This is a genomic window from Streptomyces sp. 2114.4, from assembly GCF_900187385.1.
GTDB lineage: Bacteria > Actinomycetota > Actinomycetes > Streptomycetales > Streptomycetaceae > Streptomyces > Streptomyces mooreae.
This window is the reverse complement of sequence record NZ_FYEY01000001.1, coordinates 5,649,230-5,670,814: the sequence shown is the minus strand read 5'-3', so window position 1 is coordinate 5,670,814 and position 21,585 is coordinate 5,649,230. Positions and strand designations below refer to the sequence as shown.

Sequence of the window (21,585 nt, the reverse complement as noted above, 5' to 3'; positions counted from 1 at the left end):
CCGCCGGGCGGAAAATGGCATGAGCGTTGTCAGTGCCGCGCCTTACGCTCGCGAGTGATGGCCGATACCGCGCAGACCTCGCCCCCGCCCGACCGGACCGACTTACCCCAGCGCTCCGCAGTGCGCTCGCTGTTGCGCCTGTGGCCGTTCATCCGCCCGGTGCGGGCGCGCCTGGGCACCGCCGCGTGCGTGGCGATACTCGCCTCGTGCATCAGCCTGATCATCCCGCTGGTGCTCAAGTGGCTGGTGGACGGGCCGGTGGCCGGGCGCGATCCGGGCGGGATATGGCTCGGTGGCGCCTTCCTGCTGCTGCTCGGGCTGGCGGAGGCGCTGTTGTTCGGACTGCGGCGCTGGCTGGTGGCGCGCCCGCTGGCCGGGGTCGAGGCGGCGATGCGCGAGGCGCTGTACCGCCATGTGCAGCGGCTGCCGGTCGCCTTCCACGACCGCTGGCCCTCGGGCCAGTTGCTGTCGCGGGGAACCACCGACCTTCAGCTGTTGCGGATGTTCTTCACCTTCCCGCTGACGTTCCTGCTCGTCAACGGGGTGACCATCCTGGTGGGCGCGGTGATCCTCATGGCCCAGCGCTGGTCTCTGGGCCTGGTGCTGCTGGCACCGGTGCCGCCGCTGATGGCGCTGTGCTCGGTCTTCGAGGCGAAGTACGGGCGGGCGGCCCGCCAGGCCCAGGACCAGGTCGGCGATCTGACGACGGTGGTCGAGGAGTCGGTGCTCGGCATCCGCATCATCAAGGGCTTCGGACGCCACCGCAGCCAGGCCCGGTCCTTCCGGAAGCTGACGCATGCGCTGCGTAGCTCCGAACTCCGCAAGGCCCGGCTGCTGGCCTGGATCCTGGTCTGCATCACCACACTTCCGGAGATCGCGATCGGCGGCGCCCTGGTACTCGGCTCGCTCCAGGTGGCCGACGGCGAGCTGTCCGCGGGCACCCTCGTCGCCTTCCTGTCGACCGCGCTGGCGCTGCGCTGGCCCGTGGAGTCGACCGGTTTCCTGCTGGCGATGGCCAACGAGGCGGCAACGGCCACCGACCGGTACTTCGAGGTCATGGACGAGCCCGCGGTGGAGGAACCGGCGACGGGCGGAGGGACCGGGGGCGTACGGGGCGGGGGCGTACGGGGTGGGGAGGTACGGGGTGGGGACGCTCTGCCCACGGACACACCGGCCACCACCGCAGGCCCCCTGGGCGCCCCGGCTTCCCCCCTTCCCGCCTTGCCCGGCACCGGCGGACTGGTCTTCTCCGGCGTCGAGTTCCGCTACCCCGATGCGCCGCCGGACGCCCCGCCCCTCCTCCAGGACGTCACCCTGCACATCCGGCCCGGCGAGACGATGGCGCTGGTCGGGGCGACGGGCAGCGGGAAGACCACCCTCACTGCGCTGGTGCCGCGGCTGTACGACCCGACCGCGGGCCGGATCACCCTCGACGGGCGCGATCTGGCGACGATCGGCCGGGACGAGGCCCGTGCGCTGGTCGCCGTGGCCTTCGAGGAGCCCACACTCTTCTCGGCGACCGCCGCGGAGAACGTTCTGATGGGCACAGAGGATGCGCAGGACGGCGATCTGCGGCGGGCGCTGGCGGTGGCACAGGCCGAGGGATTCGTCGACGCCCTGCCCGAGGGCAGTGCGACCCAGGTCGGTGAGCAGGGGCTGAGCCTGTCCGGCGGGCAGCGGCAACGGCTCGCCCTGGCCCGTGCGGTGGTCGGCCGGCCGCGCTTCCTGATCCTCGACGATCCGCTCTCCGCCCTCGATGTGCACACCGAGGCACTGGTGGAGGCGGCGCTGCGCCGGGCCCTGGCGGCCACCACCGCCCTGGTCGTCGCCCACCGGCCGTCCACGGTTCTGCTCGCCGACCGGGTGGCACTGCTGTCCGGCGGCCGGATCGCCGCCGTCGGCACCCACCACCAACTGCTCCGGGACAACGCCGAGTACGCCACCTTGATGTCCGGCGAGGGAGAGAGCGCCCGATGACCACCACCGCAACCGGCCTCCCGCCCGACGGCCCCGAGGGGCACCGCGCCCCGCAACAACAGCCGCCCGCCACACCGCGCTCCCCGGAGGCCGAGGCCACCTCGGAGCCCGAGAGCTCGCCGGAGCCCGAGGGCACCCCGCAGGCCCCGGGCTCCCCGGAGGCCCCGGGCTCCCCCGCCACCGATGCCTTCGCAGACGATCTGCTCCCCACCCCCAAGGGGGCCTCGCGCACCCTCCTGGCTTCCCTGCTGGCCCCGCACCGGCGCCGGGTCCGGTGGGTGGCCGCCTCGCTGCTGCTCCAGCAGGCCGCCGTGCAGGCCGGCCCGCTGCTGGTCGCCTACGCGCTCGACAGCGCGGTGCCGGCGCTGCGGGCGGGCGATCACGGGCCGCTGATCGCCGTGGCGGTGGCGGCGGTGCTGTGCGCGGTGGCGTCCGGCGGGCTGCAGTTCGGCTTCATCCAGCTCTCCGCCCGGGTCAGCCAGGATGTGCTGCTCGACCTCCGCGGCCGCATCTTCCGGCATGCGCAGGCGCTGAGCCTGGACTTCCACGAGCGCTATACGTCCGGCCGGCTGATCTCCCGCGCCACGACGGACGTGGAGTCGCTGCGTGAACTCCTCGAGGAGGGGCTGCAGGAGCTGATCACAGTCGCGCTCTCGACGATCTACATCACCGCCACCCTGATCTGGCTGGACTGGGGATTCGGCGCGGCCGCCCTCGTCTCCGCCGGTCCGCTCGCCCTCCTCGTACGCTCCTTCCGGCACCGCTCGCACCGGGTCTACAGCGCGAAGTCCACGGCGATGGCGAGTGTCATCGTGAAGTTCACCGAGACCCTGAGCGGCATCCGCCCGGTGCAGGCGTTCCGCCGCGAGCGGCCGAACGACGCCGCCTTCGCCCGGCTGAACCACCAGCACGCCCGGATCAACGGCGCCACCTCCCTGGAGATGGCGCGCTACGTCGTCTCCTCCCGGCTGGTGGCCAACACCACGGTCGCCGCACTCGTCCTGTGGGGCGCCTACCGTGTGGCCACGGGAGGGCTGGCGCTCGGTGTGCTGGCAGCCGGTGTGCTCTACCTCCGGCGGCTGTACGACCCCATCGACCGGCTCGGGATGTTCCTCAACTCCTATGAATCCGCGGCCGCTTCCCTCCAGAAGATCGCCGGTCTGCTGGCCCTGCGCCCCGGCGTGCCGGAGCCCGCGGCACCTGCCGCGCTGCCGGCCGTGGCGGCGGGCCGGCCGGGCCGCGAGGTCGCCTTCCACGGCGTCCGGTTCGCCTACCGCTCGGGCGGCGAGGTGCTGCCCCGCTTCGATCTGACGCTGACGGCGGGCACGACCGTCGCCGTGGTGGGTGCCACCGGCGCCGGCAAGTCCACCCTCGCCAAGCTGCTGGCCCGCTTCTACGACCCCACCGAGGGCGAGGTGCTGCTCGACGGCGTCGATCTGCGCGCGCTGTCGACCACCACCCTGCGCCGCGGTGTCGTCATGGTCACCCAGGAGGCCTTCCTGTTCTCCGGCACGGTCGCCGACAACATCGCCCTCGGCCGCCCGGACGCCACCCGCGCGGAGATCGAACTCGCCGCGAAGGCCATCGGCGCCCATGACTTCATCACCGCGCTGCCGGACGGCTACGACACCGACGTCCGCAAGCGCGGCGGCCGGATATCCGCCGGCCAGCGCCAACTGGTCGGCTTCGCCCGCGCCCTGCTCGCCGACCCCGCCGTCCTCATCCTCGACGAGGCCACCAGCTCGCTGGACATCCCCGGTGAACGCGCGGTGCAGCGCGCCATGGCCACCGTGTTGCAAGGCCGTACGGCCCTGGTGATCGCCCACCGCCTCTCGACCGTCGAGATCGCCGACCGGGTCCTGGTCATGGCCGACGGCCGGATCGTCGAGGACGGCCCACCGAAGGAACTCATCGCCGGCCGGGGCCGGTTCGCCGAGCTGCACCGGGCGTGGCGGGAGAGCGTGGGGTAGCCCGTCGGTCCTGTAGGTTCCGCGGTTGCGTGAGCACTTCCGCGCGATCATGAGCACTGTTTGGGCATTACCCCGGGATCATGAACAGTCGCTACGGTCAGCAGTCTCCATCTATCTGCCGTTTATGATCTTTCCAACGGAGGAGCATCCGCTCTTCGCTCCATCCTCGCCCTTCACCATGTCTCAACCCAAAGCTGGAAATTACTCAGGGATTCCGAACTGTCCTCGCGCGTGCAGGCAGACGTCGATCGCCTGGTTTCCCTCAGTATTTCCATCATGGAGAGCCAGTTCAGTGGGGGCGATGTACGCCTCTCCCGGGTCAATACGGACCCGCAGGACAGGGCACTGCGGGTGTGCGGTGAAGAAGCCGGGAATACGCCGATCCCACGTTTTGTGGTCTGCCAGCCCCAACGCATCGGCGGCGAACGGCACGTAGAGAAGCGACCGCGACCCTTTCCCTAGATTCACCCCTACACGGTTGGTAGCCAGCCCAACCGGCCTGAAAGTGTCCCAGCCGTCAACGTGCAGTCCCGTGAGGAGACCCGTTTCTATTCTCGGAGTAACTGTCACAAGCCCTGGGTCGCGAGCCGCCAAACCAATGAGGCCGAAACCTTCCCGCGTCAGAAGATATTCTCCGAGAAGGTCGGCTGCATCCCGATTGGCTACGTCAACACCCTGTTCATCGTGTGCGTTGAAGGCATTCGCGTAAGCGAGTGCCACGCGCACGAGTTCGCGATGCACCGAAGGGGGGAAACGGCAGACGCCAACCATTCGACGCATATCCCATTGTCCGGGCGGCGCACACAGCGTCTCCAATTCGGCAGCGTCGAGTGTGCGCCAGGGCCACATCGGCACAGAAGCATGAGACCGGTAACGCGGGTCATCGGCCGGCCGCACTCCATTCGATACACACAGACGCTCGCCCAGCGGCATCAAATCGCTTTGCACGCGGACACGAACAGCGTCACGTTCCCACTCGAAGCCGTACCGCTTCAGGTCATTTCGCCCAAAGCTGTCGATCGGCGTCTCCATGCCGGGCGTCTCGCCCCACCGCGCATCGTCGAGGTGAAACTCGCTTGCCTTGCCTTCGGGGCGTGAAGCTGTCATAAACTCGTCTTCTTGTGTAGGCGTATTCTCAAACTCTTGGAAACGTCCGAATACAAGCCTCAAGCAGCGCGACACCAAAGGACGGGGATCGAACAGAAGGGAGTGGCGCGCGAGGGATTACCCGCGCGCCACAGCCTTCAGTCCGTAGTAGCGTGCCCGTGGGTCTGGTGGTTACCGACACCACCGCCGTGCACTGCTGCCAGGTCGGCCTCATCGATGTAGGCGAGGTCCGTCTCCTGCTCCTCGGAACTATTCATCTCGGGCATAACCTCCCTCAATCGCTCAAGTTGAGCACGATGGTGACTGTACCCAGCCCGGCGTGGCATGCGCAATGGGGCCTCCTGCTGCCGAAGGTGGCCGGGCGCCCATTCCGGGTGCGCCCGACTCAGCGAACTGCCCAAGGAATGGAGTTGGCGAGTATTGGTCTGCTTGCCGGTTGAGTGCCACTGATACAGATGGCCTGTCACCTATCCTCCGCTCTTCGCTTTTCCGGCGGGACAGGAAACGTAAGCGACCCGGCGATCGTCGAGACCATTGAAGCTCACCCCCTCCCCTCCAGCTTGCAGAGGAGAAAGTGAAAAACACCTGCTTGCTGCCCAAGAAGCGGAGTCCGCTACCCGAAGTGACTACCGCTCAGAGCCTGGCGGGCCATGCTGCTCGTGATCACCGAGCACACGCGCTGCTCACCAGGCGCGGAATCCGGTGTTTCCGCAGGAGCCAGTGCTCATGAAGTCGCGCTCCCTACAGGTCCGTAGGGTCCTCGACACGTGATCAGGCCCGGAAGGATGCCCGGCCCGGGACGGCAGCGGTGTACACAGGGCGCCGGACGAGGGGGGCGCCGGCCCGGCGCCGAGGGCGGCGAGCACGGCCGTGGCCCACCGACAGCGAGCCGAGACACCACGTGGCCCGGCTGCGGTGATCCCGTCTGGCGTACGCGCCCCCCGTGGGAAAGAATGATCGAGTGAACGATCATCCCCTGCTGCACTCCCTGCACCCGGTCCGCGGAGCTGCCCGCGGCGCCGTCGCCGCCTTTGTCCTCGCCGGGACCGCCTGGGCGGCCGTTGCCGTCTGGCAGCTCCGGCTCGCCCTGTCCGGGATGCCTGCTTCCGGGCTCCCGGACCAGGGCGGCGGCCGGCATCGCACGCTGACCGCCCTGGAGAACGGCTTCCACATCATCAGCGCCCTGGCGGGCGGGACCACGGTGCTCTGCGCGATCGCCTTTCTGGCCTGGTTGTGGCGCGTCCGGGACAACGCCCGCGCCCTCTCCGGACAGCCGCCGCGCTACGCCGGGCCGTGGGTCTACGCGGGCTGGATCGTGCCCGTGGCGAACCTGTGGGTGCCGCGCGGCATCATTGTCGACATCCACCGCGCGAGCGCGCCGGGAGAACCACTGCCGCGCGCCGTGAACTGGTGGTGGGGCCTGTGGGTCGCCGGGATGCTGAGCGGTACGGGCCTGATGTACACGGGTTCCACGGACGACGTCATCGCCCGCGCCTACCAGGACGTACCGCTGCTCCTGGCCGCGGACGCGGCCGTCATCGGCGCCGCGGTGGCCGGCATCTTCGTCGTCCGCGCCCTCACCGCGGCGCAGCAGCAACGCACCGGCAGCTCCCCGCGGTTCGAGACCGACGGCACCGCGGCGGACTGACCCACCGCCACCCGCGACACCACAGAAAGCGCGGCGAAGGCAGGGCAAGGCAAGGCAAGGCAAGGGACAGCCACCAGGGGACAGCCACCAGGGGACAACGCGCCCGGGGGACGCACGGCACAGGAGGACGGGGCGGCAGAGGGGGCGGACGGTATGACGGCGGCCGACGGCGTGACGGATCCGCGGAGCGGCCGGGGAGCTCCCGGCCCGCGCAGTGCCGGGCGGTATCTGTGGTGGCTGGTGGTCAGCCAACGGGGCCGGGTGGCAGCAGGTGCCTCGTACGGGAGTCTGTGGATGGTGGGGCTGATGCTGCCGCCGTATGTGCTGTCACGGGCCATCGACGACGGGCTGGCCACGGGCCGGATGCCGGTGCTGCTGGGCTGGGTTGCGGTGCTGCTCGGGGTCGGGGCGGTGAACGCCTGGCTGGCGGTGATGCGGCATCGCACGATGACCCGCATCCGTATGGACGCCACGTTCCGTACGGTGCGCGCCGTCATGGCGCAGACGGTGCGGCTGGGGGCGGCGCTGCCCCACAAGGTGACCGCCGGGGAGGTCGTCACCATCGGGATCGGTGATGTCGCGGTGATCAGCCAGACGCTGACGATGACCGGGCCCGGCGTCGGCGGAGTGCTGGCGTATGCGGTCGTCGCCGTCCTGCTGCTGAGCATCTCACCGCTGCTGGCCGTGGTGGTGCTGCTGGGTGTGCCCTTGCTCGCGGTGCTGGTCGGGCCGCTGCTGGGGCGGTTACAGGGAGCGCAGACGCGCTACCGCGAGCGGCAGAGCGGGCTGGCGGCGCGGCTGACGGATCTGGTCGGTGGCCTGCGGGTGCTCAACGGCCTCGGGGGAAAAGCGGTGTTCGCCGGCCACTACCGGCACGCCTCGCGGGCGCTGCGCGACGAGGGCTACCGGGTGGGTGCGGTGACCAGCTGGGTCCAGGCGCTCGGGCTCGGGCTGCCCACCCTGTCTCTGGCCGCGGTGACCTGGCCGGCGGCGCGGATGGCCGCCCAAGGCACCCTCACCGCAGGGGAGCTGGTCGCGGTCTACGGCTATGCGGCGGCGCTGGTGTTACCGGTGTCGTTCTTCATCGAGGGTGGCTACGACCTCACCCGGGGGCTGGTCGCCGCCCGGCGGGTCGTACGGTTCCTGGCGCTGGAACCGGACGGCGCACGGCGGGTGGGGGAGGCGGGCGCGGCACGGGACGTTCCCGGGCAGCGCGTTCCCGGACGGGACGACGCTCCCGGACAGGACGCTCCCGGCATGGCGTCCGTGCTGCGTGATCCGGTGTCGGGCGTCGAGGTGGTGCCCGGGCAGCTGACCGCGCTGGCAGCCGCCCGGCCTGCCGAGTCGGCGGCGGTGGTCGACCGCCTGGGCGGGTTCGCGGATTCGGCCGCCACCTGGGGCGCGGTACGTCTCGACGAGATCGCGGCACGGCAGCTACGCGACCGGATCCTGGTGGCGGACAACGAGGCGGATCTGTTCGCCGGGACGCTGCGCGAGGTGGTCTGCGGCCGCCGGGACCGGACCGGGGAGGCGATCGACCGCGCCGTCCGTACGGCCCTGGCCGAGGACATCGTCCGCGGTCTGCCCGACGGGCTCGACGCACCGGTCGAGGCGCAGGGCCGCAATCTCTCCGGCGGGCAGCGGCAGCGGCTGCGCCTGGTGCGGGCGCTGCTGGCCGACCCCGAGGTACTGCTCGCCGTCGAGCCGACCTCGGCGGTCGACGCGCACACCGAGGCGGGTATCGCGACCCGGCTGCACGCCGCCCGTGCGGGCCGTACGACGGTGGTCACCAGCACCTCGCCCCTGCTGCTCGACCGGGCCGACCGGGTGTACTTCCTCGTGGACGGAACAGTCGCGGCCGTCGGCAGTCACCGTGAACTCCTCGACGGGCAGTCCGGATACCGCCGCCTGGTCTCTCGCGGCGAGGACGAGGAAGCCGACGGCGCAGGGCCTGCGGGCACCGCCGAGGTACCCGTGACCGAGGAAGGCGCGCGATGACGAAGTCGCCCACCGCGCCCGGACGAGCCGAGGACGCGCTCCCGGACCTCGCGGCACGGCAAGACCGTGCGGCACTCCCGCACCATGCGGCGCCCCCGGACCGTGCCGCGCTGCCGGTGGCCGATCCGGCCACGACCCGGCAGGCGGCGCTCCGGCTGATCCGGCGGGACGGCCGGGCCTTCGCCCTGATACTCGCCCTCAACGGCCTGGCCGCGGGCGCCGGCCTGGCCGGCCCCTGGCTGCTCGGCCGGATCGTGGACACGGTGCGCGAGGGCGGCGGGGTGCGCACGGTCGACCGGCTGGCACTGGTCATCCTGGTGTGCGCCATGGCACAGCTGCTGCTGGCGCGGTACGCCCGGTTCGTCGGGTACCGCTTCGGTGAACGGACCGTGGCGCGCGTCCGGGAGGAGTACGTCGGCCGGGCGCTGGCGCTGCCCGCCGCGACGGTGGAGCGGGCGGGCACCGGCGACCTGACGACCCGTGGCACCTCGGATGCGGCCGCGGTCGCCGAGGCGGTGCGGGACGCCGCGCCGGAGGTGTTGATCGCCACGGTGCAGGCGCTGTTCCTGCTCGGTGCGGTGATGGCGCTCGATCCTCTGCTCGGCGGGTGCGGGCTGGGGATGCTGTGCGGACTGGTCGCGGTCCGCTGGTACCTGCGCCGGGCGCGCACCGCCTACCTGGCCGAGGGGGCGGCGACCTCGGCGCTCGCCGAACTGCTGGCGGCCACCGCGGCGGGCGCCCGGACCGTCGAGGCCCTGGGGCTGGAGGAGCGCCGGACCACAGCGGGCGAGCGGGCCATCGAGCGCTGCCGGCGCACCCGTACCCGTACGCTGTTCCTGCGCAGCGTGCTGCTGCCCGCCGTGGATGCCTCGTACGTCCTCCCGGTGGCCGGCGTCCTGCTGGCCGGCGGGGTGCTACAGGGGCGCGGTGGCATCAGCCTGGGCGTGGTCGTCTCCGCTGCGCTGTATCTGCGCCAGCTGTCCGAGCCGCTGGAGACGATCCTGTTCCGGGTCGAACAACTGCAGAGCAGCGGCGCCGCATTCGCCCGCGTCGAGGGCCTGGGCGGGGCCTCGCGGAGCACCGCGCCCGTCACCGCCGCCCTCCTGCCCCACCCCTCCGGGAAACCTTCCCCCCGGCCTTCCCCCGCCGCACCCGCCGCACCCGTCGCACCCGTCGACGACCGCATCGATGTCACCGCCGTCCACTACGCCTACGCCGGCGGGGACGACGACGGCCCGCGTACCGCCGCGCCCCGCGACGTCCTGCACGGTGTGGACCTGACCGTCCGCCCCGGCGAACGCCTCGCCGTGGTGGGCCCTTCGGGGGCCGGCAAGTCCACGCTGGGGCGACTGCTGGCCGGTATCGACGCGCCGCGCAGCGGCTCGGTGACGGTCGGAGGGGTGCCGGTCGCCGCACTGGAACCGGAGGTGCTGCGCCGTCAGGTCGTCCTCGTGACCCAGGAGCACCATGTCTTCCTCGGCACCGTCCGGGACAACCTGCGGATCGCCGCGCCCGGTGCCGACGACACCGCTCTGCGCGCCGCGCTGGCCGCCGTGGGGGCCGACTGGGCCGAGGAGCTGCCGGCCGGGCTGGACACCGAACTGGGCTCCGGCGGCCACCGCCTCGACGGCGCCCGGTCCCAACAACTGGCGCTGGCCCGGGTGGTGCTGGCGGATCCGCACACCCTGATCCTGGACGAGGCGACCGCACTGCTCGACCCCCGTACGGCGCGGCACACCGAACGCGCCCTGGCCGCCGTCCTGAAGGGGCGTACGGTCATCGCGATCGCGCACCGCCTGCACACCGCCCATGACGCGGACCGGGTGGCCGTCATGGAGGCCGGCCGGCTGACCGAACTCGGTACGCACGACGAGCTGGTGGCGGCGAACGGCGCCTATGCCGCTCTGTGGCACTCCTGGCACGGCCGGGACGCGTCCGGCTGACCCCGGCCGCTCGCTCCGCCCCTCGGGAGCCCGCAAGGGCGCCCCCGGAGACCGTCAAGGCCCCCCGCCGGCGGGATCTTCCCAGGACGGGATCCGGACGGCTATGAGCTGCGCTTCCCACAGCTTTCCGAGGTTTGAACGGGCGGGAACGGATCGCGCGGCCGATCACGGGCCGTCCGGGTTCCGAACACCGATTTCGCGCAACGGACGGTTTCCGGCCAATTCGTTGAACGGTGCCTGACAACAAGCCACCGGTGGTGGGACTCTTCCCCGCAACCGCCGCACGGATCCCCACAGCACCACATCCCGCGGTGGCCGCAGGTTCCACGTGCTCCACCCGTACTGCCCGTACCACCCGTACGCCCAGCACCACCCGTACGTCTCCCCCCACACGCTCCAAGAGTTCTGCCTCGCTCTGCCCGGACGGCCGTTTCGCCGCCCGGTCCCCCTCGGCCGCCTCGCCACTCAGGCGGCCACCGCAGAAGGAGTCAGTGTGAGACGCACCCCCCATGGACGCGCCGTTGCGACCGGCGCACTCGTCGCCGTCACGGCAATGCTGGCAGTCGGCGTCCAGGCCGGTACCGGCACGGCGGCCGCCCCGCGGCCCGGCACCACGCATGCCACCCCCGATCCCGGCGCACTGCCGGCCAAGCTGTCCCCGTCCCAGCGTGCGGAGCTGATACGGGCAGCCAGTGCCACCACCGCCGAGACCGCGCGGCAGCTCAAGCTCGGCGCGCAGGAGAAGCTGGTCGTCAAGGACGTCTCGAAGGACGTCGACGGCACCGTCCACACCCGCTACGAGCGCACCTACGACGGGCTGCCCGTCCTCGGCGGCGACCTCGTGGTGCACGAGAACAAGGGCGGCACGCTCAAGGGCGTCACCAAGGCCGTGCGCTCCCAGATCAAGGTCGCGAGCACCACCGCGAAGGTGAAGCCGGCCGCGGCCGAGGCGAAGGCCGTCACCTCCGCGCGGGCACTCGGGTCGAAGAAGACCGAGGCCGCGAAGGCACCGCGCAAGGTGGTCTGGGTCGCCGACGGCAAGCCGCTGCTGGCGTACGAGACGGTGGTCGGCGGGCTGCAGGACGACGGCACCCCCAGCCAGTTGCACGTCATCACGGATGCCACGACCGGCGCCAAGATCTTCGAGTACCAGGGGATCGAGAAGGGCATCGGCAACAGCGAGTACAGCGGCAAGGTCACCCTCGGGACCTCCGGCTCGGCGCCGAACTTCTCGATGACCGACGCCACGCGCGGAGGCCACAAGACGTACGACCTCAGGCACGGATCCTCCGGGACCGGCACGCTGTTCACCGACGCGGACGACACCTGGGGCGACGGCACGCCGCAGAACGCCCAGACGGCCGGTGTCGACGCGGCCTACGGCGCGCAGGAGACCTGGGACTACTACAAGAACGTGCACGGCCGCAGCGGCATCCGCGGTGACGGCGTGGGCGCCTACTCGCGTGTGCACTACGGCAACAGCTACGTCAACGCCTTCTGGGACGACGGCTGCTTCTGCATGACGTACGGCGACGGCAGCGGCAACAACTCCCCGCTGACCGCCATCGACGTGGCCGGCCACGAGATGTCGCACGGTGTCACCGCGGCCACCGCCAACCTCACCTACAGCGGCGAGTCCGGCGGCCTCAACGAGGCGACCTCGGACATCTTCGGCACCGCGGTGGAGTTCTACGCCAACAACGCCTCCGACCCCGGTGACTACCTCATCGGCGAGAAGATCGACATCAACGGCGACGGCACCCCGCTGCGTTACATGGACAAGCCGTCCAAGGACGGCGCCTCGGCCGACTACTGGTCCAGTGGCGTCGGCAACAAGGACGTGCACTACTCGTCCGGTGTCGCCAACCACTTCTTCTACCTGCTGTCCGAGGGCAGCGGCCCGAAGGACATCGGGGGCGTCCACTACGACAGCCCGACCTCCGACGGCCTGCCGGTCCCGGGCATCGGCCGGGCCAACGCCGAGAAGGTCTGGTTCAAGGCACTCAGCCAGTACATGAGCGCCAACACCAACTACGCGGGCGCCCGTACCGCCACCCTGCAGGCCGCGGCGGACCTGTTCGGCCAGGGCAGCGCGTCGTACAACACGGTCGCCAACACCTGGGCGGCGGTCAACGTCGGCGCCCGCGTGCCGGACGGCGGCGGGGTCACCGTCACCAACCCGGGCAACCAGACCAGCACCGTGGGCCAGGCGGCGAGCCTGCAGATCAAGGCGAGCAGCGGCACCGCGGGCGCGCTGTCGTACGCGGCGACCGGCCTGCCCGCCGGGCTGTCGCTCAACGCGACCACCGGTCTGATCTCCGGTACGCCGACCACGGCCGGCACCAGCAATGTGACGGTCACGGTCACCGACGCCGCGAAGAAGACAGGTACCGCCGCCTTCACCTGGACGGTCAACGCGACCGGCGGCGGCAATGTCTTCGAGAACGCCGACGACGTGGCGATCCCGGACGCGGGCGCGGCGGTCACCTCGCCGATCAATGTCGGCCGCACCGGCAACGCGCCGAGCACCCTCAAGGTCGGGGTGGACATCGTGCACAGCTACCGCGGTGACCTGGTCGTGGACCTGATCGCCCCGGACGGCACGGCCTACCGGCTGAAGAACTCCAGCGCCTTCGACTCGGCGGCCGACGTGAAGACGACCTACACGGTCAACGCCTCCTCGGAGAAGGCCTCCGGCACCTGGAAGTTGCGGGTTCAGGACGTCTACTCCCAGGACACCGGCTACATCAACGGCTGGAAGCTGACGTTCTGACCGCACCTCGGCACCCGGCCGTCACCTTGGTGTGACACAAGCGGGTCGGCGGATCACCGCAGCTCACAACTGACCTGCTGAGCAAGCCTGTTGGGCGTCACCTCCGGATCTTCGGGGGTGACGCCCAGCTCCGTTATACGAACAGCGCTCACCTCTCCACGGACTTTTTTCAGCCAAAACCCGAACACCCTCCTGACATGCACGCGTTCGAATGGCAGTCTTCCCGAACGCACGTCACACCCGCATCGCTTTGCACCCCCACCTCTTGGCAAAGTTGAAGGAGCACGCGTGACCCCCCACATGTCCCGTAAGACCCGCATCGCCGGTATCTCCCTCGCGGCGGCGGCCCTCGTGGCCGCCGGCATCACCGCGGGCACCGCCGGTGCCTCCCCCGTCCAGGCCCCCACCGCGGACGGTTCGCCGCTCAAGCTGAGCGCCTCGCACCGCGCGGAACTGCTGCGTGACGCGAGCGCCACCAAGGCGCAGACCGCCAAGGAACTCGGCCTGGGCTCGCAGGAGAAGCTGGTCGTCAAGGACGTCATCAAGGACGCCGACGGCACCACGCACACCCGCTACGACCGCACCTACGCCGGCCTTCCGGTCCTCGGCGGCGACATGGTCGTGCACACCGCCAAGGGCGGCGCGATCAAGAGCACCACCAAGTCGACCAAGAAGACGGTCAAGGTGGCCTCCACCACGGCGAAGATAGCCCCGACCGCCGCCGCGCAGTCGGCGCAGGGCACCGCGGTGAAGTCGCTCAGCGGCAAGAAGGCCGACGCGCAGACGCCCAAGAAGGTCGTCTGGGCCGCCTCCGGCAACCCCGTCCTCGCCTACGACACCGTCGTCAAGGGCGTCAAGAAGGACGGCACCCCCAGCCGGATGCACATCATCACCGACGCCAACAGCGGCAAGAAGATCTTCCAGTACGACGACATCCGCACCGGCAAGGGCGAGAGCGAGTTCAGCGGCTCCGTCGACCTGGGCACCTCCAAGGAGGGCAGCGGCTTCACGCTGACCGACGCCGACCGCGGTGGTCACAAGACCCTCAACCTCGGCAACAGCGAGTCCGGCGAGGGCAAGGCCTTCACGGACGAGGACGACAAGTGGGGCACCGGCAAGCCGGACGACCCGCAGACCGCGGCCGTCGACGCCCACTACGGTGCCGCCGAGACCTGGGACTACTACAAGAAGGTCCAGGGCCGCAACGGCATCAAGGGCGACGGCAAGGGTGCCACCTCGCGCGTCCACTACGGCAAGAACTACGTCAACGCCTTCTGGGACGACAACTGCTTCTGCATGTCGTACGGCGACGGCGAGGGCGACAAGGCCCCGCTGACCGCCCTCGACGTCGCGGCGCACGAGATGTCGCACGGTGTCACCGCCGCCACCGCCAACCTCACCTACAGCGGTGAGTCCGGCGGCCTGAACGAGGGCACCTCGGACATCTTCGGCACGTCGGTCGAGTTCTACGCCAAGAACGACAAGGACCCGGGCGACTACCTCATCGGCGAGAAGATCAACATCAACGGTGACGGCAAGCCGCTGCGCTACATGGACAAGCCGTCCAAGGACGGTCAGTCGAAGGACTTCTGGGACTCCAGCACCGGTGGTCTCGACCCGCACTACTCCTCGGGCGTGGCCAACCACTTCTTCTACCTGCTGTCCGAGGGCAGCGGCCCGAAGGAGATCGGTGGCGTCAAGTACGACAGCCCCACGAAGGACGACAAGAAGGTCGAGGGCATCGGCCGGGACAAGGCCGAGAAGATCTGGTTCAAGGCCCTGACCGAGTACATGACCTCGAATACCGACTACAAGGCCGCCCGTGAGGCGACCGTCAAGGCGGCCACCGACCTGTACAAGGCCGGCAGCCCCGAGGTCAAGGGTGTCGAGGCCGCGTGGGACGGCGTCGCCGTCAAGTAACACCCCGCGTGCACACGCACTGATCCTTTCGGGGTGAGAGCACCCCGCAGCGAGCGGTGTCCGGAGAGAACGTCTCCGGGCACCGCTTTCGCGCGTCGCGGGAGCGTCCGGGTTTCTCCCTACGGGACAGCCCCTACCGCCGCGTCCCGCGATATGGCCGATTTCACCCCCTCATGCGCTCTTGTACGGACTACCTCCTGGGGGGAGGCTGCGGTGTGGGCGCCGAGGGAAACCGGCGCGGCACCGGACATCCGCACACCGCAACTCCGCTGTGATCAGACCGAGTTGAGGAGGCGAACGCCGACCGTGTCAGCGCCGTGCCACAGCCTCCCGCGAGGGGGCGGCAGGGTGTCCGCCGCCGCACGGCGGGCCCGTGGCCACCTCCCCGTGGGGCGCCCTCCGCCGGGCCGCCCGGCGGCCGCCCGGCCGCCGCCCACGGGAGGGCGCACCGGGCACACCGTGCTCACCCGCATCGCCCACCTGCACAGCGTCCACCGGGGGAACCACCGACCGGAGGCCGGAGGAGCGCCGACCCGCCCCGCCGCGTCATCCGCCAGCCGAGTGAAAGCGGACAGGAGCGCCCATGCGCGCACCCGGCACCCCCGCCGCGGAGCGGATACAAAGGACAAAACCTAGCAAAGCGCCACAAACTCAGGTGAGCCCATGATCGGTCGCATTCCTGTTCTGGACATCCGCCCGCAGATCGATTGCGGCCGCCGCCCGGCGAAGGCGGTGGTGGGCGAGACCTTCGAGGTATCGGCCACCGTCTTCCGCGAAGGGCATGACGCCGTCGCGGCGAACGTGGTGCTGCGCAATCCGGCCGGCCGCTGCGGCCCCTGGACCCCGATGCGGGAGCAGGCACCCGGCAGCGACCGGTGGAGCGCCGAGGTCACCCCCGACGTCGAGGGCCGCTGGTCGTTCACCGTCGAGGCCTGGTCCGATCCGGTCACCACCTGGCGGCGGCACGCCGCCGTGAAGATCCCGGCGGGCATCGACACCGAGCTGGTGCTCACCGAGGGCGCCGACCTCCACGAGCGGGCCGCCTCGGAGGTCCCCAAGAGCGACGGCCGGGAGTCGGTGCTCAGCGCCGTGGACACCCTGCGCAACCCCGAGCTGCCCGCCGCGACCCGGCTCGCCGCGGCGCTCTCCCCCCAGGTCACCGCGGCGCTGGACCGCCACCCGCTGCGCGAACTGCTGACCGTCTCGCGGCCGATGCCCCTGGTCGTGGAGCGCCGGCGGGCCCTGTACGGCTCGTGGTACGAGCTCTTCCCGCGCTCCGAGGGCGCCACCGTGGCCCCGGACGGCACCGCCGTCAGCGGGACCCTGCGCACCGCCGCCGACCGGCTGCCGGCCGTCGCCGCCATGGGCTTCGATGTCGTCTATCTGCCGCCGGTCCACCCCATCGGCACCTCCTTCCGCAAGGGCCCCAACAATGCGCTGTCGGCCGGCCCGGACGATGTCGGCTCTCCCTGGGCCATCGGCTCGCCGGCCGGCGGCCATGACGCCCTCCACCCGGACCTGGGCACCTTCGAGGACTTCGACCACTTCGTCCGCACCGCCCGTGAGCTGCGGATGGAGGTGGCGCTGGACTTCGCGCTGCAGTGCTCGCCCGACCACCCCTGGGTCACCCTGCACCCCCAGTGGTTCCACCGCCGCGCCGACGGCTCGGTCGCCTACGCCGAGAACCCGCCGAAGAAGTACCAGGACATCTACCCGATCGCCTTCGACGCCGACTTCCGCGGGCTGGTCCGCGAGACCGAACGCCTGCTGCGCTTCTGGATGGCCAAGGGCGTACGGATCTTCCGGGTGGACAACCCCCACACCAAGCCGGTGGCCTTCTGGGAGAAGGTGATCGGCGAGATCAACCGCACCGACCCGGACGTGCTCTTCCTCGCCGAGGCCTTCACCCGCCCCGCCATGCTGCACACCCTCGCCCGGATCGGCTTCCACCAGTCGTACACGTACTTCACCTGGCGCAACACCAAGCAGGAGCTGACCGAGTACCTGACCGAGCTGTCCGGCGAGAGCGCGAGCTACCTGCGGCCCAACTTCTTCGTGAACACCCCGGACATCCTGCACGCCTACCTCCAGGAGGGCGGCCGTACCGCCTTCGAAGTACGCGCCGTCCTGGCCGCCACCCTCTCCCCCACCTGGGGCGTCTACGCCGGATACGAGCTGTGCGAGTCGACGCCGCTACGCCGCGGCAGCGAGGAGTACCTCGACTCGGAGAAGTACCAACTGAGGCCGCGCGAATGGGATGCGGCGGCCAGAGCGGGGCACACCATCGCCCCCCTGATCACCGCGCTCAACCGCATCCGCCGCCGGCACCCTGCCCTGCAGCAGCTGCGCAACCTGCACTTCCACCACGTCGACAACGACGCCGTCCTCGCCTTCTCCAAGCACGAGGGGCACGGCGACCGGGCCGACACGGTGCTCACGGTGGTCAACCTCGACCCGCACCACACCCACGAGGCGACGGTGTCGTTGGACATGCCGGAACTCGGCCTCGGCCGGCACGAGTCCTTTCCGGTGCGCGACGAGCTCACCGGCGATACCTACCACTGGGGCAGGGACAACTATGTGCGCCTGGAGCCGGGCCGCTCTCTCGCGCCCGCCCATGTGCTGTCGCTGCGACCGTCCTCACCGATCGGAGGGTCACCCAATTGATCGTCAATGAGCCTGTCCCCGACACGTTCGAGGACACCCCGGCGAAGGACCGCGATCCCGACTGGTTCAAACGGGCCGTCTTCTACGAAGTCCTGGTGCGTTCCTTCCAGGACAGCAATGGCGATGGCATCGGCGACCTCAAGGGCATCACGGCGAAGCTCGACTATCTGCAGTGGCTGGGGGTGGACTGCCTCTGGCTGCCACCGTTCTTCAAATCCCCCCTGCGGGACGGCGGTTACGATGTCGCCGATTACACCGCGGTACTTCCCGAATTCGGCGATCTGGCCGACTTCGTGGAATTCGTGGACGCCGCGCACCACCGCGGCATGCGGGTGATCATCGACATGGTGATGAACCACACCAGCGACCAGCACCCGTGGTTCCAGGAGTCGCGCACCGACCCCGAGGGCCCGTACGGCGACTATTACATGTGGGCCGACGACGACAAGCAGTACTCGGACGCCCGCATCATCTTCGTCGACACCGAGGCCTCCAACTGGACCTTCGACCCGGTCCGCAAGCAGTACTTCTGGCACCGCTTCTTCTCCCACCAGCCGGATCTCAACTACGAGAACCCGGCGGTCCAGGAGGAGATGATCTCCGCCCTGCGCTTCTGGCTCGACCTGGGGATCGACGGCTTCCGGCTGGACGCGGTGCCCTACCTCTACGCCGAGGAGGGCACCAACTGCGAGAACCTGCCGGCCTCGCACGCCTTCCTCAAGCGGGTCCGCGCGGAGATCGACGCCCATTACCCGGACACCGTGCTGCTGGCCGAGGCCAATCAATGGCCGGAGGACGTCGTCGACTACTTCGGCGATTACGGCGTCGGCGGCGACGAATGCCATATGGCCTTCCACTTCCCGGTCATGCCGCGCATCTTCATGGCGGTGCGCCGCGAATCGCGCTATCCGGTCTCGGAAATCCTCGCCAAGACCCCGGCGATTCCGTCCGGCTGCCAGTGGGGCATCTTCCTGCGCAACCACGACGAGCTGACCCTCGAAATGGTCACGGACGAAGAGCGCGACTACATGTACGCGGAGTACGCCAAGGACCCGCGTATGCGGGCCAATATCGGAATCCGCCGGCGGCTGGCCCCGCTGCTCGACAACGACCGCAATCAGATCGAGCTCTTCACCGCCCTGCTGCTGTCCCTGCCGGGTTCGCCGATCCTCTATTACGGCGACGAGATCGGCATGGGCGACAACATCTGGCTCGGCGACCGCGACGCGGTGCGGACGCCGATGCAGTGGACGCCGGACCGCAACGCCGGGTTCTCCTCCTGCGACCCGGGCCGGCTCTCGCTGCCGACGATCATGGATCCGGTCTACGGATACCAGGTCACCAATGTCGAGGCCGCGATGAGTTCGCCGTCCTCGCTGCTGCACTGGACCCGCCGGATGATCGAGATCCGGAAGCAGAACCCCGCGTTCGGGCTCGGCAGCTACACCGAGCTGTCCTCCACCAATCCGGCGGTGCTGGCCTTCCTGCGGGAGTCGCCGGGCGCCGCGGGCGCGGACGACGACCTGGTGCTGTGCGTGCACAACTTCTCGCGCTTCGCCCAGCCCACCGAGCTGGACCTGCGGTCGTTCAGCGGCCGCCATCCGGTGGAACTCATCGGCGGCGTCCGCTTCCCCGCCATCGGGGAGCTGCCGTACCTGCTGACCCTCGCGGGCCACGGGTTCTACTGGTTCCGGCTGCGCAGAAACTCCGGATAACGTCCGGCGCCCTGACCGGGCACGGGCCGGAAAGACGCCCGTACGCGGCCACCTGGCGCGTACGGGCGTTTTTTGACCTTTCGCCCGGGCACCCTCCCTACTACCGCACGGGCCGGGTGAGCCATCGTCGGTCCCCCCGGCCCGGGAGGGAATCCGCCGCGCAGCGGAGCAAGGCACGCCGGAATCGCCGCTGCCGCAGGGACGAGCTCGCCCGGTGCCCGCCTCCGGACCCCGTCCGGGTGCCTCACCGGCAGCCGCCGTCTGGGGGTACCCCCACCGCGCCACCGCACAGTCAAGGCCGTATTCCGGGACACTTTGCCCTATATGTCGTGTGCCCGGGGAAAGGACGCGACGCCATGTCGGACACCGCCTCGACCCGTGCCACCCGCAACACCCCTGATCACCGCCCGCTCGCCGCCGCCCCCGATCTGCTCTCCTCGCTGGCTCCGCTGCTCGCCGAATGGGTACCGCGCCAGCGCTGGTTCGCCGGTAAGGGGCGGCTGCTCACCGGCTTCACGCTGCTCTCGGCGACCGAACTGCTGCCGTGCACCGACGTCGGCACACCCGGCCTGCTGCTCCTGCTCGTCCGCGCCCAGCAGAGCGCGCCACCGAGCCGTACGCCCCTCGGCGGCGACTGCTACCAACTTCTGCTGGGGGTGCATCCGGCCCTGCCGCCGCAGCTGGCGCCCGCGGTGATCGGCCGTCCCGGCGGCGGCCCGCTGCACGGTCGCACCGTCTACGACGCGCTGCTCGACAACCGGCTGTGCGGGCTGCTGCTGGAGCGGCTGCGGGTGCCGGGCCGGCTCGGGGCGCTGTGCTTCAGCCGGGAGCCCGACGCCGAGATCCCCTCCGGGCTGTCGGGCCGGCCGATCGCCGTCGAACAGTCCAACTCCTCGATCGTCTACGGGGATTCCTTCATCCTGAAGGTCTTCCGGCGGATCGAACCGGGGGTCAACCCGGACCTGGAGCTGCCGCGGGCGCTGGCGGACGCCAAGTGCGCGCGGGTGCCCGCGCCCGCCGCCTGGTACGAGGCGGCGGCCGCCGAGGAGGGCGGCGAGGCAACGACGCTGGGCGTGCTGCAGCCGTTCCTGCCGGGCTCGGCGGACGGCTGGCAGCTGGCGCTGAACGCACTCGCCGTCCGCGCCGACTTCACCGGCTCGGCGCGGGCGCTCGGCCATGCCACCGCCGAGGTGCACACCGCGCTCGCCCAGACGCTGCCGACCACCGAACTGCGCCGCCCGCAGCTGGAGGTGATCGCCGCCCAGATGCACCAGCGGCTGGACGCCACCGCCCGCGCCGTGCCCGTACTGCAGCCCTACCGCGCCCGGCTGCGCACCGCCTTCGACGCGCTCGCCACGAGCGGCCACGACGGCCGCAGCTGGGCCGCCCAGCGCATCCACGGCGATCTGCACCTGGGCCAGACGCTGCGCTCCGCCGACGAGGGCCGCTGGTCGCTGATCGACTTCGAGGGCGAACCGGCCCGCCCGCTGGCCGAGCGGCGCCGCCTCCAGCCGGCGGTGCGGGACATCGCGGGCATGCTGCGGTCCTTCGACTATGCCGCGCGCAGCGGCCCGGCCGGCGGGGACCCCTGGGCGCTGGAGTGGGCCCGGCGCACCCGTGACGCCTACTGCCGGGGCTATGCGGAGGCCGGTGGGCTCGATCCGCGCTCGGCGCCCGAACTGATGCGCGCTTACGAGACCGACAAGGCCGTTTACGAGGTGCTGTACGAGGCCCGGCACCGGCCCGACTGGCTGTCCGTCCCGATGGCCGCCATCCGGCGGCTGGCCTCCGGCGGGGAGCCGGCCCTGGAGGCGGACAGCCGGCCGGGCGGGGCCGCCGGGTCCGACCACGGCCGGGGGTGAGGGGC

The 21,585-nt window shown here is 70.7% G+C and carries 12 protein-coding genes; 10 read left to right on the top strand and 2 right to left on the bottom strand.

Annotated elements, in window-relative coordinates:
• Window positions 1–57 precede the first annotated feature (57 nt).
• Both CFW40_RS25065 and CFW40_RS25060 read left to right on the top strand, forming a co-directional pair.
• A complete protein-coding gene (locus tag CFW40_RS25065) occupies window positions 58–1,977 on the top strand; it encodes an ABC transporter ATP-binding protein (RefSeq protein ID WP_088800150.1) in 1,920 nt (639 codons plus the stop codon).
• Window positions 1,974–3,947, top strand: a complete 1,974-nt coding sequence (locus CFW40_RS25060; RefSeq protein WP_088800149.1) for an ATP-binding cassette domain-containing protein — start codon at window positions 1,974–1,976, stop codon at window positions 3,945–3,947. Before CFW40_RS25065 ends, CFW40_RS25060 begins: the two co-directional genes overlap by 4 nt.
• A 201-nt stretch (window positions 3,948–4,148) precedes the next feature.
• On the opposite strand, the gene CFW40_RS36730 is transcribed toward CFW40_RS25060, so the two are convergent.
• Both CFW40_RS36730 and CFW40_RS38270 read right to left on the bottom strand, forming a co-directional pair.
• Complete coding sequence (locus CFW40_RS36730) at window positions 4,149–5,054, bottom strand: hypothetical protein (RefSeq protein WP_143034538.1); 906 nt, start codon at window positions 5,052–5,054, stop codon at window positions 4,149–4,151.
• A 137-nt stretch (window positions 5,055–5,191) separates the two neighbouring features.
• Window positions 5,192–5,320, bottom strand: coding sequence for a hypothetical protein (locus CFW40_RS38270; RefSeq protein WP_256338944.1), 129 nt, complete (start codon window positions 5,318–5,320; stop codon window positions 5,192–5,194).
• 695 nt (window positions 5,321–6,015) lie between these two features.
• Between CFW40_RS38270 and CFW40_RS25055 the strand changes: the two genes are divergently transcribed.
• From CFW40_RS25055 to CFW40_RS25020, 8 genes are all read left to right on the top strand, one after another.
• A complete protein-coding gene (locus tag CFW40_RS25055; RefSeq protein ID WP_088800148.1) occupies window positions 6,016–6,702 on the top strand; it encodes a DUF4328 domain-containing protein in 687 nt (228 codons plus the stop codon).
• A gap of 171 nt (window positions 6,703–6,873) precedes the next feature.
• Entirely contained in the window at window positions 6,874–8,700 is a 1,827-nt protein-coding gene (locus CFW40_RS25050) for an ABC transporter transmembrane domain-containing protein (RefSeq protein ID WP_371127320.1), read from the top strand.
• A complete protein-coding gene (locus tag CFW40_RS25045) occupies window positions 8,697–10,643 on the top strand; it encodes an ABC transporter ATP-binding protein (protein ID WP_088800146.1) in 1,947 nt (648 codons plus the stop codon). The genes CFW40_RS25050 and CFW40_RS25045 overlap by 4 nt, the downstream gene beginning before the upstream one ends.
• A gap of 493 nt (window positions 10,644–11,136) precedes the next feature.
• Window positions 11,137–13,416 carry a M4 family metallopeptidase gene (locus CFW40_RS25040; protein ID WP_088800145.1) on the top strand — a complete coding sequence of 760 codons (2,280 nt, stop codon included), beginning with the start codon at window positions 11,137–11,139 and terminating at the stop codon, window positions 13,414–13,416.
• A gap of 288 nt (window positions 13,417–13,704) precedes the next feature.
• The gene (locus tag CFW40_RS25035; RefSeq protein ID WP_088800144.1) at window positions 13,705–15,336 is read left to right on the top strand and encodes a M4 family metallopeptidase; all 1,632 of its coding nucleotides are present in this window, start codon (window positions 13,705–13,707) and stop codon (window positions 15,334–15,336) included.
• A 663-nt stretch (window positions 15,337–15,999) separates the two neighbouring features.
• Complete coding sequence (locus CFW40_RS25030) at window positions 16,000–18,003, top strand: alpha-1,4-glucan--maltose-1-phosphate maltosyltransferase (RefSeq protein ID WP_088800143.1); 2,004 nt, start codon at window positions 16,000–16,002, stop codon at window positions 18,001–18,003.
• Entirely contained in the window at window positions 18,000–19,718 is a 1,719-nt protein-coding gene (treS, locus tag CFW40_RS25025; protein ID WP_088800142.1) for a maltose alpha-D-glucosyltransferase, read from the top strand. Before CFW40_RS25030 ends, treS begins: the two co-directional genes overlap by 4 nt.
• A 356-nt stretch (window positions 19,719–20,074) precedes the next feature.
• Window positions 20,075–21,580 (top strand): phosphotransferase, encoded by a 1,506-nt coding sequence (locus tag CFW40_RS25020; protein ID WP_088800141.1) that lies wholly within the window; start codon window positions 20,075–20,077, stop codon window positions 21,578–21,580.
• Window positions 21,581–21,585: the final 5 nt, after the last annotated feature.

What these genes read in the sequence shown, in the direction of transcription:
- CFW40_RS25065 (WP_088800150.1), top strand. Translation starts at nt 58, where the DNA reads ATGGCCGATACCGCGCAGACCTCGCCCCCGCCCGACCGGACCGACTTA.
- CFW40_RS25060 (WP_088800149.1), top strand. Translation starts at nt 1,974, where the DNA reads ATGACCACCACCGCAACCGGCCTCCCGCCCGACGGCCCCGAGGGGCAC.
- CFW40_RS36730 (WP_143034538.1), bottom strand. Translation starts at nt 5,054, where the DNA reads ATGACAGCTTCACGCCCCGAAGGCAAGGCAAGCGAGTTTCACCTCGAC.
- CFW40_RS38270 (WP_256338944.1), bottom strand. Translation starts at nt 5,320, where the DNA reads ATGCCCGAGATGAATAGTTCCGAGGAGCAGGAGACGGACCTCGCCTAC.
- CFW40_RS25045 (WP_088800146.1), top strand. Translation starts at nt 8,697, where the DNA reads ATGACGAAGTCGCCCACCGCGCCCGGACGAGCCGAGGACGCGCTCCCG.
- CFW40_RS25030 (WP_088800143.1), top strand. Translation starts at nt 16,000, where the DNA reads ATGATCGGTCGCATTCCTGTTCTGGACATCCGCCCGCAGATCGATTGC.
- CFW40_RS25020 (WP_088800141.1), top strand. Translation starts at nt 20,075, where the DNA reads ATGTCGGACACCGCCTCGACCCGTGCCACCCGCAACACCCCTGATCAC.